The 14626-nt window shown below is 64.2% G+C and carries 15 protein-coding genes; 14 read left to right on the plus strand and 1 reads right to left on the minus strand.

Features of this window, described 5'->3' with window-relative positions:
- Nucleotides 1-2 precede the first annotated feature (2 nt).
- The 6 genes from N551_RS0134420 to N551_RS0134445 all read left to right on the plus strand — a co-directional run bounded on the left by N551_RS0134420 (nt 3) and on the right by N551_RS0134445 (nt 5103).
- Entirely contained in the window at nt 3-488 is a 486-nt protein-coding gene (locus N551_RS0134420) for a GNAT family N-acetyltransferase (RefSeq protein WP_027570794.1), read from the plus strand.
- A complete protein-coding gene (locus N551_RS0134425) occupies nt 488-997 on the plus strand; it encodes a dihydrofolate reductase (protein WP_027570795.1) in 510 nt (169 codons plus the stop codon). The genes N551_RS0134420 and N551_RS0134425 overlap by 1 nt, the downstream gene beginning before the upstream one ends.
- A 154-nt stretch (nt 998-1151) precedes the next feature.
- Nucleotides 1152-2288, plus strand: a complete 1137-nt coding sequence (gene hflK / locus N551_RS0134430; protein WP_027570796.1) for an FtsH protease activity modulator HflK — start codon at nt 1152-1154, stop codon at nt 2286-2288.
- On the plus strand, nt 2285-3181 hold the full coding sequence (hflC, locus tag N551_RS0134435) for a protease modulator HflC (protein ID WP_018454336.1): 897 nt from the start codon (nt 2285-2287) through the stop codon (nt 3179-3181). Before hflK ends, hflC begins: the two co-directional genes overlap by 4 nt.
- Nucleotides 3182-3252: 71 nt before the next feature.
- A complete protein-coding gene (locus N551_RS0134440) occupies nt 3253-3459 on the plus strand; it encodes a DUF2065 domain-containing protein (RefSeq protein WP_007600979.1) in 207 nt (68 codons plus the stop codon).
- A gap of 144 nt (nt 3460-3603) precedes the next feature.
- A complete protein-coding gene (locus N551_RS0134445; protein WP_027570797.1) occupies nt 3604-5103 on the plus strand; it encodes a Do family serine endopeptidase in 1500 nt (499 codons plus the stop codon).
- Between the two features lie 131 nt (nt 5104-5234).
- Here the strand turns inward: N551_RS0134445 and serB are convergent, their stop codons facing one another.
- Complete coding sequence (gene serB, locus N551_RS0134450; RefSeq protein WP_027570798.1) at nt 5235-6140, minus strand: phosphoserine phosphatase SerB; 906 nt, start codon at nt 6138-6140, stop codon at nt 5235-5237.
- An 11-nt stretch (nt 6141-6151) separates the two neighbouring features.
- Here serB and miaA point away from each other — a divergent pair, with 11 nt between their 5' ends.
- The 8 genes from miaA to ilvC all read left to right on the plus strand — a co-directional run bounded on the left by miaA (nt 6152) and on the right by ilvC (nt 14196).
- Entirely contained in the window at nt 6152-7108 is a 957-nt protein-coding gene (gene miaA / locus N551_RS0134455) for a tRNA (adenosine(37)-N6)-dimethylallyltransferase MiaA (RefSeq protein WP_027570799.1), read from the plus strand.
- Between the two features lie 330 nt (nt 7109-7438).
- The gene (locus tag N551_RS0134460) at nt 7439-9214 is read left to right on the plus strand and encodes an acetolactate synthase 3 large subunit (protein ID WP_027570800.1); all 1776 of its coding nucleotides are present in this window, start codon (nt 7439-7441) and stop codon (nt 9212-9214) included.
- A 4-nt stretch (nt 9215-9218) separates the two neighbouring features.
- The gene (locus N551_RS0134465) at nt 9219-10202 is read left to right on the plus strand and encodes a threonine dehydratase (RefSeq protein WP_027570801.1); all 984 of its coding nucleotides are present in this window, start codon (nt 9219-9221) and stop codon (nt 10200-10202) included.
- Nucleotides 10203-10225: 23 nt separating this feature from the next.
- Nucleotides 10226-10768: an acetolactate synthase small subunit gene (ilvN, locus tag N551_RS0134470; RefSeq protein ID WP_027519532.1), complete on the plus strand. Its 543-nt coding sequence runs from the start codon at nt 10226-10228 to the stop codon at nt 10766-10768.
- Nucleotides 10769-10771: 3 nt separating this feature from the next.
- Nucleotides 10772-11461: a class I SAM-dependent methyltransferase gene (locus N551_RS0134475; RefSeq protein WP_027570802.1), complete on the plus strand. Its 690-nt coding sequence runs from the start codon at nt 10772-10774 to the stop codon at nt 11459-11461.
- Nucleotides 11462-11530: 69 nt separating this feature from the next.
- Nucleotides 11531-12424 (plus strand): EamA family transporter, encoded by an 894-nt coding sequence (locus tag N551_RS0134480; protein ID WP_027570803.1) that lies wholly within the window; start codon nt 11531-11533, stop codon nt 12422-12424.
- A gap of 2 nt (nt 12425-12426) precedes the next feature.
- Entirely contained in the window at nt 12427-13029 is a 603-nt protein-coding gene (locus N551_RS0134485) for a LysE family translocator (protein WP_027570804.1), read from the plus strand.
- A 147-nt stretch (nt 13030-13176) separates the two neighbouring features.
- Nucleotides 13177-14196: a ketol-acid reductoisomerase gene (gene ilvC, locus N551_RS0134490; protein WP_007600992.1), complete on the plus strand. Its 1020-nt coding sequence runs from the start codon at nt 13177-13179 to the stop codon at nt 14194-14196.
- Nucleotides 14197-14626: the final 430 nt, after the last annotated feature.

Raw genomic sequence — 14626 nt, forward strand, 5'->3', positions numbered from 1 at the left:
CGATGTCGCTCAATATCCGCCGTGCGCGTCCCGGCGAAGCCGGGCTGGTTCTCGCTTTCATCCGCGAGCTCGCCGAGTACGAAAAGCTTTCGCACGAGGTCGAGGCGACCGAGGCTGACATCGCCGACGCACTGTTCGGCGAGCGACCGCAACTCCATTGCGCCCTCGCCGAGTGGAACGGCGAGCCGGTCGGCTTCGCGGTGTGGTTTGCGAATTTCTCGACGTTCAGCGGCCGCCACGGCATCTATCTCGAAGATTTGTATGTGCGGCCGTCGCATCGGGGTAGGGGCCTCGGCAAGGCTCTGCTCGTGCACCTTGCCAGGGAATGCGTCGAAAACGGCTGGTCCCGGCTGCAATGGGCGGTGCTCGACTGGAACGCGCCGTCGATCGCCTTCTATAAATCCCTCGGTGCCGTCATGCTGGACGACTGGACGCTGTGCCGCGTCACCGGGCCTGCGTTGACGCGGCTTGCCGGGAGCGCGGCCTGATGGAGATCGTCTTCGTCGTCGCGATCGCGGAGAACGGCGTCATCGGCGCCGGCAACGCCATGCCGTGGCGAATGAAATCCGACATGGCGCGCTTCAAGGCGCTCACGATCGGCAAGCCCGTGATCATGGGCCGCAGGACCTTCGAATCCCTGCCCCGGCCGCTTCCGGGCCGCACCAACATCGTCGTCACGCGCGATGCGGATTATCGCGCCGCCGGCGCCATCGTGACGACATCGACCGCCGCCGCAGACGCCATCGCGCGCGGCGATGCCCTGCGGCGTTCGGTCACCGAGATCGCCGTGATTGGCGGCGCCGAAATCTATCGGCAATGGCTCGATCGCGCCGATCGCCTCGAAATCACCGAAGTGCATGCCCGCCCCGAAGGCGACACGCATTTCGGCATCGACAGGGCCGAGTGGGATGAGGTGGAGCGCATCCGTCATCCTGCCGGACCCCACGACAGCGCCGACTACTCCTATGTGACATATCGTCGGCGGACGGGCCATTAACCGCATTTGCCAATGTTAACATTGACTTTTCTGCCCCCAAGCTTAGCTCGGAGGGCGGCGATGGTTGCGTTGTAAGGGACCTGCCTGTCCCCTATAAAGCCGGACCGGACAAAGCGGGCGGGGGGCAATTTCACCCTGCCGAGGAGAGATTCGAATGCCGTGGAAGAATCAGGGCGGTGGCCCATGGGGCTCGGGTCCGAAGGGACCATGGGGCAACGGCCCGCAACCGGTCGGGCCGAGGCCGCCGGATCTGGAAGACCTTCTGCGGCGCGGCCAGGATCGGCTCCAGCAGATCATGCCGGGTGGCTATTTCTCCGGCATCGGCATCACGCTGATCGTGCTGCTCATCGTCGCGTTCTGGCTGCTGTCGGGCTTCTTCCGGGTGCAGTCCGAAGAGCTCGGCGTCGTGCTGCGCTTCGGCAAGCATGTCCGCACCGTAGAGCCCGGCCTGAACTACCATCTGCCCTATCCGATCGAGACCGTGCTGCTGCCAAAGGCCTTGCGCGTTTCCACCATCTCGATCGGCATGACGCTGATCGACGATCCGGCGCGGCGCGGCCGCTCCATTCGTGACGTGCCGGAAGAGAGCCTGATGTTGACCGGGGACGAGAACATCGTCGATGTCGACTTCACCGTGCTCTGGCGCATCAAGCCCAACGGCGTCGGCGATTTCCTCTTCAACATCCAGAATCCCGAAGGCACCGTGAAGGCGGTCGCCGAGAGCGCGATGCGCGAGGTGATCGGCCGCTCGCAGATCCAGCCGATCCTGACCGGTGCGCGCAACGTCACCGAACAGGGAGTGCAGGAACTGATCCAGAAGACCCTGGACAGCTACGGCGCCGGCATTCAGATCAGCCAGGTGCAGATGCAGAAGGTCGACCCGCCGGCGCAGGTGATCGACGCCTTCCGCGACGTCCAGGCGGCGCGCGCCAATCTCGAGCAGCTGCAGAACGAGGCGCAGACCTATGCCAACCAGGTCGTGCCGCAGGCACGCGGACGCGCGGCGCAGATCATGCAGGCCGCCGAAGGCTACAGGGAGCAGACGGTCGCCGAGGCCAAGGGCCAGAGCTCGCGCTTCCTGAAGGTTTACGAGGAATACAAGAAGGCGCCCGACGTGACGCGTGAACGGATTTATCTGGAGACGATGGAGCGCGTGCTCGGCGGCTCGGAAAAGCTCATCTATGACGGCGGCCAGTCGGGCCAGGGCGTCGTGCCTTATCTGCCGCTCAGCGAACTGACGACCAAGCGGCCACCTGCAACCGGCCAGCAGACGACCGGAGGCAACCGATGAGATCTCCGGTCACAGGCATCGTCACGCTGCTCGGCCTCCTGCTCGTCGTGATCGTGGGCTACATGTCCCTGTTCACGGTGGCGCAGACCGAGCAGACCATCGTGCTGCAGTTCGGCAAGCCTGTCGACGTCGTCACCGCTCCCGGCCTGCACTTCAAGGCGCCGTGGAATTCGGTGATCAACATCGACAAGCGCATCCTCGATCTGGAGAACCCGTCGCAGGAAGCGATCGCGTCCGACCAAAAGCGGCTCGTGGTCGACGCCTTCGCGCGTTACCGCATCAAGGACGCGCTTCGCTTCTATCAGAGCATCGGCTCGATCCAGGCCGCCAACATCCAGCTCACCACGCTCTTGAACGCGGCGCTACGCCGCGTGCTCGGCGAGGTCACCTTCATCAACGTGGTCCGCGACGACCGCGAGAAGCTGATGCAGCGCATCCGCGATCAGCTCGACCACGAGGCCGACGGCTACGGCATCCAGGTCGTCGACGTCCGGATCCGCCGCGCCGATTTGCCGGAGCAGAACAGCCAGGCGGTCTATCAGCGCATGAAGACGGAACGCGAGCGCGAAGCCGCCGAGTTCCGCGCGCAGGGCGGCCAGAAAGCACAGGAGATCCGCTCCAAGGCCGACCGCGAGGCGACCGTGATCGAGGCGGATGCAAGGTCGCTGGCCGAGCAGACGCGCGGCGTCGGCGATGCCGAGCGCAACCGTCTGTTCGCCGAAGCCTACGGCCAGGACGCGGATTTCTTCGCCTTCTACCGCTCGATGGCGGCCTATGAAACCGGGCTGCGCGCGAACGACACCCGCTTCCTACTGCGCCCGGACTCGGATTTCTTCCGGTTCTTTGGTAACCCGTCCGGCAAGACGGCGACCACGACGCCAGCGAAGCCGTAAGTGAGACAAGGGCGGCAGGTCTGGCCGCCCTTCGTTCAGACAAGAACAGCACAACGGGAGGTTCCAATCCGATGAGGTCCATTGCGTTCACCGACTTCCTCATCGGTTTGGGCATCCTGTTCGTGCTGGAAGGCTTGATGTTCGCGGCAAGCCCGGCCTGGATGCGCAAGGCCATGAAAAGCGCGATGGCCACGCCGGACAATGTCCTGCGGGCGGTCGGCATCGGTTCGGCCGTGGCTGGCTTGGTCCTGATCTGGGTTATGCGACGTCCAATTTAGCCGTCGCACCAACGCCAAAGTGAAGGCGAGGGACCGGTTTTCGCCTTATTGTCCGGGTCTTGAGGCCCGTTAAGGTCCGCGCTTGCGCCGTCCCCCCGTTCGAGCGCAGTCTTGACGCCGAATCCTTGTTTCCTGGAGATCACAATGACCGCTGCCACCATTGCCCCGACCCGTTTGCGCTTAGGGCTGGCCGCGCTCGCCGTTGGCGTTTTCAGCGCATTCGGCACACCGGCCTATGCGCGCGGACCGGATGGCATCGCCGACGTCGCCGAAAAGGTGATCGACGCGGTCGTCAACATCTCGACCTCGCAGACCGTCGAAGCCAAGGGCGGGGGCGGCGGCAATGCCATGCCGCAACTGCCGCCCGGTTCGCCCTTCGAGGAGTTCTTCGACGACTTCTTCAAGAATCGCAAGGGTCCCGGCGGCGGCAGCAAGGGCGGCGAGAATAGCCCGGCGCCGCGCAAGACCAACTCGCTCGGAAGTGGCTTCATCATCGACACATCAGGCGTCGTCGTCACCAACAACCACGTCATTGCGGACGCCGACGAGATCAACGTCATCCTCAACGACGGGACCAAGATCAAGGCCGAGCTGGTCGGAGTCGACAAGAAGACCGATCTTGCCGTGCTCAAGTTCAAGCCGTCGAAACCGCTGGTGTCGGTAAAGTTCGGCGATTCCGACAAGCTGCGCCTCGGCGATTGGGTCGTCGCGATCGGCAATCCTTTCAGCCTCGGCGGCACCGTGACGGCCGGTATCGTCTCGGCGAAGAACCGTGACATCTCCTCAGGTCCCTACGACAGCTACATTCAGACCGACGCCTCCATCAACCGCGGCAATTCCGGCGGTCCGCTTTTCAACCTCGATGGCGACGTCATCGGCGTCAACACGCTGATCATCTCGCCTTCCGGGGGCTCGATCGGCATCGGCTTCGCCGTACCGTCGAAGACGGTGGCGGGTGTCGTCGACCAGCTCCGCCAGTTCGGCGAATTGCGCCGCGGCTGGCTGGGCGTGCGCATCCAGAGCGTCACCGACGAGATCGCCGAGAGCCTCAACATCAAGCCGCCGCGGGGCGCGCTGGTTGCCGGCGTCGACGACAAGGGCCCTGCCAAACCGGCCGGCATCGAGCCCGGCGACGTCGTCGTCAAGTTCGACGGCAAGGACGTCAAGGACCCCAAGGATCTCTCTCGCGTGGTCGCCGACACCGCGGTCGGCAAGGAGGTCGATGTCGTCATCATCCGCAAGGGTCAGGAGGAGACCAAGAAGGTCATGCTCGGCCGGCTGCAGGATCCCGACAAGGTGCAGGCCGCAGTGAAGACCGACGAGCCCGCACCTGAAAAGACCGTGACACAGAAGGCGCTCGGCCTCGATCTCGCGGCGCTGAGCAAGGATCTGCGTACGCGCTACAAGATCAAGGACAGCGTCAAGGGCGTGGTCGTCACCAATGTCGACGCTAATTCGGATGCCGCCGAGAAGCGCCTCTCCGCCGGCGACGTCATCGTCGAGGTGGCGCAGGAGAGCGTCTCCAGCGGCGCCGACATCCAGAAGCGGATCGACCAGCTCAAGAAGGACGGCAAGAAGTCGGTGCTGCTGCTGGTCTCGAACGCCGACGGTGAGCTGCGCTTCGTGGCGTTGAGCGTGCAGTAAGCACGGCGCAGTTCTGTAGGGTGGGCAAAGCGAAAGCGTGCCCACCACTTTTCCACCACTGCTGCAAGAGTGGTGGGCACGGCGCAAATGCGCGTTTGCCCACCCTACAGCAGTTGGGCGTGCGGTAAGACTTACGCCTCCACGAACTCCTCGCGTCGATACCCCTGCGCGTACAGCAGCGCGGTGAGATCGCCATGATCGATCCGCGCCGCCGCAGCGGCGGCCACCGCGGGCTTGGCGTGATACGCCACGCCCAGCCCCGCCGCCTGGATCATCGCGAGATCATTGGCGCCGTCGCCGACCGCCAGCGAGTCGATGTCGTCGAGATCGAACGACTCCATTAGATCCACCAGCGTCGCGAGCTTTGCCGCGCGCCCCAAAATCGGCTCCTTCACCTCGCCGGTGAACTTGCCGTCGCGGACGACGAGCTCGTTGGCGCGGTTCTCCTGGAAGCCGATCCTGGTGGCGACCGCGCTGGTGAACAGCGTGAAGCCGCCGGAGACGAGGCAGGCATAGGCGCCATGGGCGCGCATGGTCGCGACCAGTTCGCGACCACCCGGCGTCAGCGTAATGCGCTTGGCCAGCACCTCGTCGACGGCACTGGCGGGGAGGTCCTTCAGCAGCGCAACGCGCTCGCGCAGCGCCGGCTCGAACTCGACCTCGCCGCGCATTGCGCGTTCGGTAATGGCTGCCACATGGGCCTTCACCCCGACGAAATCGGCGAGCTCGTCGATGCATTCCTGGCCGATCATGGTGGAATCCATGTCGGCGAGAAAAAGCTTCTTGCGCCGGAAGCCGACTGGCTGCACCACGATGTCGATGGGCAGGTCGCCGCGAAGCTCGCGGAGCCGCTGTTCGATGGCGTGACGGTCGCCTTCGAGGTTACTGTCGGCGCCGAAGGGGATATCGACTGCAACCCCGTCGAACAGCCAGTGCGCGGGAGCTGCCTGAGGCAGCACGGCGCGGGCGCCGTCGACGATGGTGGAGTCGAGCGCGGGGTTATTCGGGTTGCAGATCAGCGTGGCAACGAGGGACATTTGAGGTTTTCGTGAGCGAGGGGCAAGTCGGCAGAAGGCATGTTGGCAAGGCGGTGCTTATCGCAGGCCCGACCGCCAGCGGCAAGTCGGCGCTGGCGCTCGAGCTTGCGCTCGCTGCGGGCGGGGTCGTGATCAATGCCGATTCCATGCAGGTCTATCGCGACCTCCGCATCATCACCGCGCGCCCCACAGATGGCGACGAGGCGCGGGCGCCTCATCGCCTGTACGGCCATGTCGATGCGGCCGTGAATTTTTCGGCTGGCGCCTGGGTGGGCGACGCGGCCAAGGCGCTCGAAGTGGCGAAAGCCGAAGGCCGCCTGCCGATCTTCATCGGCGGGACCGGGCTGTACTTCAAGGCGCTGACGGCGGGCCTTTCCGTGGTACCGCCGATCCCCGCCGAGGTGCGCGAGGACGTTCGAGCGCGACTGGAGCGGAACGGCGTCGAGGCGCTGCATGCGGAACTCGCAGCCTCCGATCCGCGAGCCGCCGAGCGATTGAACCTGCGTGATCGCACGCGCATTGCGCGCGCGCTCGAAGTGGTCGAAGCCACCGGCCGCTCGCTGCTGGACTGGCACCATGAGGGCCAGCCGCCTTTGCTCCCCGGGGACAGTTTTCGCGCGGTGTTCCTCGCGCCCGAGCGCGACGAGCTCTATGCGCGCATCGACGCCCGTTTCGACGCCATGTTGGGTGCCGGCGTGCTGAAGGAGGTCGAGCGTCTCGCCGCCCGAAACCTCGATCCGCTGCTGCCGGCGATGAAGGCTCATGGTGTGCCGGCGCTGATCCGGCATCTGCGCGGTGAGCTCAGCTTGGAGCAGGCGGCAACCATCGGCCGCGCCGACACCCGCCACTACGCCAAGCGACAGTTCACCTGGTTCCGGCACCAATTGCCCGAATTCGAGTGGGTGAAGCCCGGGGAGACGCGGGGCTGGCTGGCGGCGATCGTGAACGCGGCACTGGACCAAGGCTGACACGCTTTTGTGCCTCCGCTCCCGAATTTACCTCTCGCCCATCCCCGGGAACACCGCTACACTGCCAAAATCGCGCGGGAACGGCTGCATTGCCTTGACATCGGGGCGCCGGCCGCTATGTTTCGCGCAACCTTTGGGAAGCTGGGCGCCTGCCATGCGTAACATTATTACCAAACTCCTTATCGCCGTCGTACCCAGGCACACCGCCGGGGGTGGCTAGCTGCCATCCACATGACAGGCGGTGTGCATGGGCCCTCTTCGGGGCCTTTTTTATTTCCGAAAACCCGACACGAACGAAGCCGCTGACAACAGCGCATCCGGAGCAAGCCAATGAGCGACAAGAGCCACGATCCGAACCAGATGACCGGCGCCGCGATGATCGTCCGCGCGCTCATCGATCATGGCGTGACCGACATTTTCGGCTACCCCGGCGGCGCGGTGCTCCCGATCTACGACGAGATTTTCCAGCAGAGCGAAGTCCAGCACATCCTGGTCCGCCACGAGCAGGGTGCGGGTCACGCCGCCGAGGGCTATGCGCGTTCGACCGGCCGGCCCGGCGTTGCACTGGTGACCTCCGGTCCCGGCGCCACCAACATGGTGACGCCGCTCACCGACGCGCTGATGGACTCGATCCCGCTGGTCTGCATCTCCGGCCAGGTGCCGACGCATCTGATCGGCAACGACGCGTTCCAGGAATGCGACACCGTCGGCATCACGCGCCCCTGCACCAAGCACAATTGGCTGGTGCGCGACGTCAACGATCTCGCAAAGGTGCTGCACGAGGCCTTCTACGTTGCGACCACGGGGCGACCGGGCCCGGTGCTCGTCGACGTGCCCAAGGACGTGCAGTTCGCGACCGGCACCTATCATCCGCCGCGCAAGTCCGACGTGCATCGCTCCTACGCGCCGCGGGTGAAGGGCGATGCGACGCAGATCCGCAAGGCCGTGGCGCTACTCGCGGGCGCCAAGCGCCCCGTGATCTACAGCGGCGGCGGCGTGATCAATTCCGGCCCTGAAGCCACCAGGCTGCTGCGCGAGCTGGTCGAAGTCACCGGCTTTCCGATCACCTCCACGCTGATGGGCCTCGGCGCATATCCCGCGTCGGGCAAGAGCTGGCTCGGCATGCTCGGCATGCACGGCACCTACGAAGCCAACATGACCATGCATGATTGCGACGTCATGCTGTGCGTCGGCGCGCGCTTCGACGACCGCATCACCGGCCGCGTTGACGCGTTCTCGCCGGGCTCGAAGAAGATCCACATCGACATCGACCCGTCCTCGATCAACAAGAACATCCGCGTCGACGTGCCGATCATCGGCGACTGCGGCAACATTCTCGGCGACATTCTTCAAGTGTTCAAGGCGGAGGCGAAGAAGCCCGACATCAAGGCCTGGTGGCAGCAGATCGCGCAGTGGCGGGCCCGCAACTCGCTCTATTACAGGAAGAGCAACGACGTCATCCTGCCGCAGCACGCGATCCAGAGCCTGTTCGAGGCGACGCGCGGCAAGGACACCTACATCACCACCGAGGTCGGCCAGCATCAGATGTGGGCGGCGCAGTTCTACGGCTTCGAGGAGCCGCATCGCTGGATGACCTCGGGCGGTCTCGGCACCATGGGCTACGGCTTGCCGGCCGCGGTCGGCGTGCAGGTTGCCCATCCCGACAGCCTCGTCATCGACATCGCGGGCGATGCCTCGGTGCAGATGACGATGCAGGAGATGTCGACGGCGGTGCAGTACGAGCTGCCGATCAAGATCTTCATCCTGAACAACCAGTACATGGGCATGGTGCGGCAGTGGCAGCAGCTGCTCCATGGCAACCGCCTGTCGCATTCCTACTCGGAGGCGATGCCGGATTTCGTCAAGCTCGCGGAAGCCTATGGCGGCGTCGGCATCCAGGTGCACAAGCCCGGCGATCTCGACGGCGCCATCCAGGAGATGATCTCGGTCAAGCGCCCGGTGCTGTTCGACTGCCGCGTCGCGTCGCTGGAAAATTGTTTCCCGATGATCCCCTCCGGCAAGGCGCACAACGAGATGCTGTTGCCGGAGCAGGCGAACGACGAAGCCACCGCAAAGGCGTTCGCCGGCGGCAAGGCGCTGGTGTGATGTGATGTTCGACCTGAACGAGCTCGAACGCGCGCATGCGATCGTGGGGCAGGCGGTGCTGCCGACGCCGGCGCACGCCTGGCCGCTGCTCAGCCAGCGGCTCGGCACGCAGATCGTGGTCAAGCACGAGAATCATGCGCCGACGGGCGCCTTCAAGGTGCGCGGCGGGTTAGTCTATCTTGATCGGTTGAAGCGCGAACGGCCGAACATTCCGGGCATCATCTCGGCGACGCGCGGCAATCATGGTCAGAGCCTCGCCTTTGCGGCGAGCCGCCATGGTGTGCCTGCCGTGATCTATGTGCCGCGCGGCAATTCGGTCGAGAAGAACCGCGCGATGAAGGCGTTCGGCGCCGAGCTCGTTGAGCATGGCGAGGACTTTCAGGCCGCACGCGAGGAAGCCGGGCGCCACGCGCAGTTCGCCGGGCTGCACATGGTGCCGTCGTTCCATACGGACCTGGTGCTGGGCGTGGCGACCTATGCGCTTGAATTGCTCCGGGCCGCGCCCGATCTCGACATCCTCTATGTGCCGATCGGGCAGGGCTCGGGGATCTGCGGCTGTATCATGGCGCGCGATCTGCTCGGCCTGAAGACCGAGGTCGTCGGCGTGCAATCGACCGAGGCGCCGTCCTACGCGCTGTCGTTCGCGGCCGGTCATGCCGTGACGACCGAGACCAGCAATACGCTCGCGGACGGCATGGCGACGCGGATTCCCGATCCTGAAGCGCTCGCGGTCATCCTCAAGGGCGCCTCGCGTATCGTCCAGGTGACGGACGATGAGATCGCGCTCGCGATCCGTGCGCTCTGGACCGACACGCACAATCTCGCCGAAGGCGCCGGCGCCGCCGCGCTCGCCGCAGCGCTTCAGGAAAAGACCAAGCTACAGGGCAAGCGCGTCGGTCTCGTGCTGTCCGGCGGCAATATCGATTTCGATCTGTTCCGCGGTTGGGTCGGCACGGAAGCGCCGGTCGCTCGTCGGGCGACGGCGTAACGACGAGAATGAAGGGGACGACAATGAACCAGCCCGCATCCGCCTATTTCATCGAGGAACGCCACGATCCGAACGAGACGCACACGCTTTCGGTGCTCGTGCAGAACGAGCCCGGCGTGCTCGCGCGCGTCATCGGCCTGTTCTCGGGGCGCGGCTACAACATCGAGAGCCTCACGGTCTCGGAGACCGAGAGCCAGAAGCATCTCTCGCGCATCACCATCGTCACGACGGGCACGCCGATGGTGATCGAGCAGATCAAGCATCAGCTCGACCGCATGATCCCTGTGTATCGCGTCGTCGACATGACGCTGACGAAACGCTCGATCGAGCGCGAGCTTGCAATGGTCAAGGTTCGCGGAGAGGGCGAGCATCGCGTCGAGGCGTTGCGGCTGGCGGACGCGTTTCGCGCCCGCGTGATCGACGCCACCACCGAGAGCTTTGTGTTCGAGATCACAGGCAACACCGACAAGATCAACCAGTTTATCGACCTGATGCGTCCGCTTGGCCTCGTCGAAGTGTCGCGCACCGGTGTTGCCGCGATTGGTCGCGGGCCTGAAGGAATGTGAGCGATGCTGGCGCGCGACTGGTATTACAACGAGCGGAACCGGATGGGGATCGGGCCTGCAGTGGCCTCGATCTACGACAGTCACGACGATGCCGATCTACGGGCGCGCGCGGCGCTGAAAATTCTTGGGGTCCAACGCGGCTGGCGCATCGCCGACATCGGTTGCGGCAACGGCGTGCTCGCGACCGAGGCCGCGCTGATGGGCGCCGAGGTCGACGCCATCGACATCTCGCCCGCGATGCTGGCGCTCGCCGAGATCTACGCGCGCGACCGCAAGGCGCCCGTCCGCACGCAGTCCGCCGGCCTGCTCAGCTTCGCCTACCGGCCGGAATCCTATGACCTGATCGTCAGCGAGTTCACGCTGCACCATCTGCCGGATTTCTGGAAGGCGGTGGCCATGTCGCGGATCTATCGCGCGCTCAAGCCCGGTGCCACTTTCTATTTGCGCGACATCGTCTACGCCTCGATGCCCGATGCGCTCGAGCGCGACGTCGAGCAATGGGCCGACTTTGAGATCAAGAATCACGATGTCCCGCGTGAAAGCGTCGTCACTCACATGCGCGACGAATATTCCACTTTTGGCTGGGTCATGGAACGGATGCTGACCGACGTCGGCTTCACGCTGGTCTCGGCCGATTATCACGCCCCGATGCACGGCACTTATCTGCTGCGGAAACCCAATTCTTCCATTTAAAGGCCGGCGAGCAAGGCTCGACCAGAACAACAAACAGGGCTGCACGACAGGGCAGAACCGGGAACGACAATGAAGCCGGCCGACATCCTCATCGCCATCCTGGTGGCGGTCATCTGGGGGCTTGCCTTCGTGGCGAGCCGGATCGCGCTCGACGAATTTTCGCCGGAGCTGATGACGGCGATGCGCTTCACCATTGCCGCGGTGCCGTGCCTGTTCATTCGCAAGCCGAAGGTTGCCTGGTCGCTCCTGATCGCGATCAGCTTCACGCTCTTTCTCGGCCAGTTTCTGAGCCAGGCCTATGGCATCGCCCATGGCGTGCCGGTGGGGCTGACCAGCGTCGTCGTGCAGAGTCAGGCGCTGTTCACGATCGGCTTTGCCGCGATCGCATTCGGTGAGCGGCCGACGCCGGTGCAGACGCTGGGCATCGCCATCGCAGCAATCGGTCTTTTGATGATCTGCGGCACGGTCGGCTATGATTTCAGCATCGGTGCCTTCGCCGTGCTGATGATCGCGCCGGTCAGCTTTGCGGTCGGCAATATCCTGCTGCGCGGCGCCCGCGGCGTGCCGATGTTCGATCTGTTCGCCTGGTTGTGCCTCGCCACCGCGGTCCCGCTGTTCGCGCTCACGCTGATCGTCAACGGACCGACGCCGACATGGCAGTCGCTGATCCACATGTCGCTCACCGGCCTCATTTGCCTGCTGTTGATCGGCGCCATCTCCACCAGCATCGCCTATTGGCTGTGGGGCCGGCTGCTGCGTGACTATCCCCCTGCGCAGGTGGTGCCGTTCGCGCTGCTGGTGCCGTTCGTCGGCTCGGCCGCGTCCAGCATCGTGTTCGATGAGCGGTTCGGCCCGCTGCGCCTCGCCGGCATGCTCACCGTGATCGGCGGTATCGCGGTGATGGTGCTGGCGAAACGCCCCGAGGCGTTACCAAGAACCGCAGCCGAAGGCCGCGTGAGGTGAGCATGTCCCAGTCGCTGCTGTATGCCTTCCTCGCCTTCATGGCCGTGATGTATTTCACGCCTGGGCCGAACAACATCATGTTGCTGTCCTCGGGGCTGACCTATGGCTTCCGGCGCACGATACCCCACATCGCAGGCGTGGTCATCGGCTTCGCCTTCATGATTGCAGCGGTCGGCCTTGGGCTTGGCACCGTCTTCCTGGCCTATCCGATCCTGCAGACCATTTTGAAATATGCCGGCGCCGCCTACTTGCTCTACCTGGCCGCCGTGATCGCTTTCTCGGGCCCGGCCAAGCCGGACGAGGGGGATGGCCGCGGCCCGATGACTTTCCTGGGCGCCGCCATGTTCCAATGGATCAACGCCAAAGGCTGGGTGATCGTGATCGGCACCATCACCGCCTATGCGGCGATCGCCCAATTCCCGCTCAACATCGCGATCCAGACCTTGATCAGTCTGCTCGTGGGCACGGTCTCGACGGTGGTCTGGGCCTTCTTCGGCACCGCACTGCGGCCCGTCCTGACCTCCGTGCGGCTGGTCCGCGCCTTCAACATCCTGATGGCGATCCTGCTGCTGGCGTCGCTCTATCCCGTCGTCATGGATGCATGATCCCCTGGCTTTCCATGCAGAAACGGGTTTCCCAGGGGGCCGAAAATGCTCTAGACAGCCCCCGAAATCCGCAAATTTCACCGTCCGAGACCTGACTGACAAGACCTGACCAACGGCCGATTCCGGCCCCTGAACGAGGAAACGACCATGCGTGTTTATTATGATCGCGACGCCGACCTGAACCTGATCAAGGGCAAGAAGGTCGTCATCGTCGGCTATGGCAGCCAGGGCCACGCCCATGCGCTGAACCTGAAGGATTCCGGCGTCAAGGACGTGGCGATTGCGCTTCGCAAAGGTTCGGCCTCGGCCAAGAAGGCGGAAGCTGCCGGCTTCAAGGTGATGGAAGTTGCCGAGGCCGCAAAATGGGCCGACCTCGTCATGATGCTGACCCCGGACGAGCTCCAGGGCGACATCTACCGCGAGCACCTGCACGACAACATGAAGAAGGGCGCCGCCCTCGTCTTCGCGCACGGTCTCAACGTCCACTTCAACCTGCTCGATCCGCGCGCCGACCTCGACGTGCTGATGATCGCGCCGAAGGGCCCCGGCCACACCGTTCGTTCCGAATACCAGCGCGGCGGCGGCGTGCCCTGCCTGATCGCGATCGCCAAGGATGTCTCGGGCAACGCCCACGACCTCGGCCTGTCCTATGCCTCCGCTGTCGGCGGCGGCCGTGCCGGCATCATCGAGACCACCTTCAAGGAAGAGTGCGAGACCGACCTGTTCGGCGAGCAGGTGGTGCTCTGCGGCGGTCTGGTCGAGCTGATCAAGGGCGGCTACGAGACCCTGGTCGAAGCCGGCTACGCCCCGGAGATGGCCTATTTCGAGTGCCTGCATGAGGTGAAGCTGATCGTCGACCTGATCTATGAAGGCGGCATCGCCAACATGAACTACTCGATCTCCAACACCGCCGAGTACGGCGAGTACGTCACCGGTCCGCGCATCGTCACCGACGAGACCAAGAAGGAGATGAAGCGGGTTCTGAACGACATCCAGTCCGGCAAGTTCGCCCGCGACTGGATGCTCGAGAACAAGGTCAACCAGACCTCGTTCAAGGCGACCCGCGCCAAGCTCGCCGAGCACCCGATCGAGGAAGTCGGCGCCAAGCTGCGCGACATGATGCCCTGGATCAAGAAGGGCGCGCTGGTCGATAAGTCGAAGAACTAAGTCGCGGCCGTTCGGATGCGGCGTATCGGTTACGCCGCATCCGGACACGCGAGCGAAAACACAAGCTTCGCTCGCCAAACCAATTCTTAAATCTTTCGCGGCTATATTCGAGCGAGATCGCAATCAGCGGTCTCGCTCTTTTCGTCTCGCGCGAAGCATTGCTGCTTCATTCAAATTCTTCGCGCGCTGAAGTGCTCCGTGAGCACGAAGAACTGACGCTTAAACCACATTCTTGGTCTCGCGTTGTTTTTCGGAATTTCTCGGAAGCTCCCGATCCTCAAAAGCCGAGCGTCTTCAGAGTCAAAGATTCGGCTCTTCATCCATGTCTTCACGCTGCAATCGATCTCACGTCGCGACGTTCCCGCCTCGCTTCAACTTAAGAACTGACATCGGCGGCGTTTCTTGAGCGGTGGACGGCATTGCGCCGCGG

Source organism: Bradyrhizobium sp. URHA0013, from assembly GCF_000518345.1.
Classification (GTDB): Bacteria; Pseudomonadota; Alphaproteobacteria; order Rhizobiales; family Xanthobacteraceae; genus Bradyrhizobium.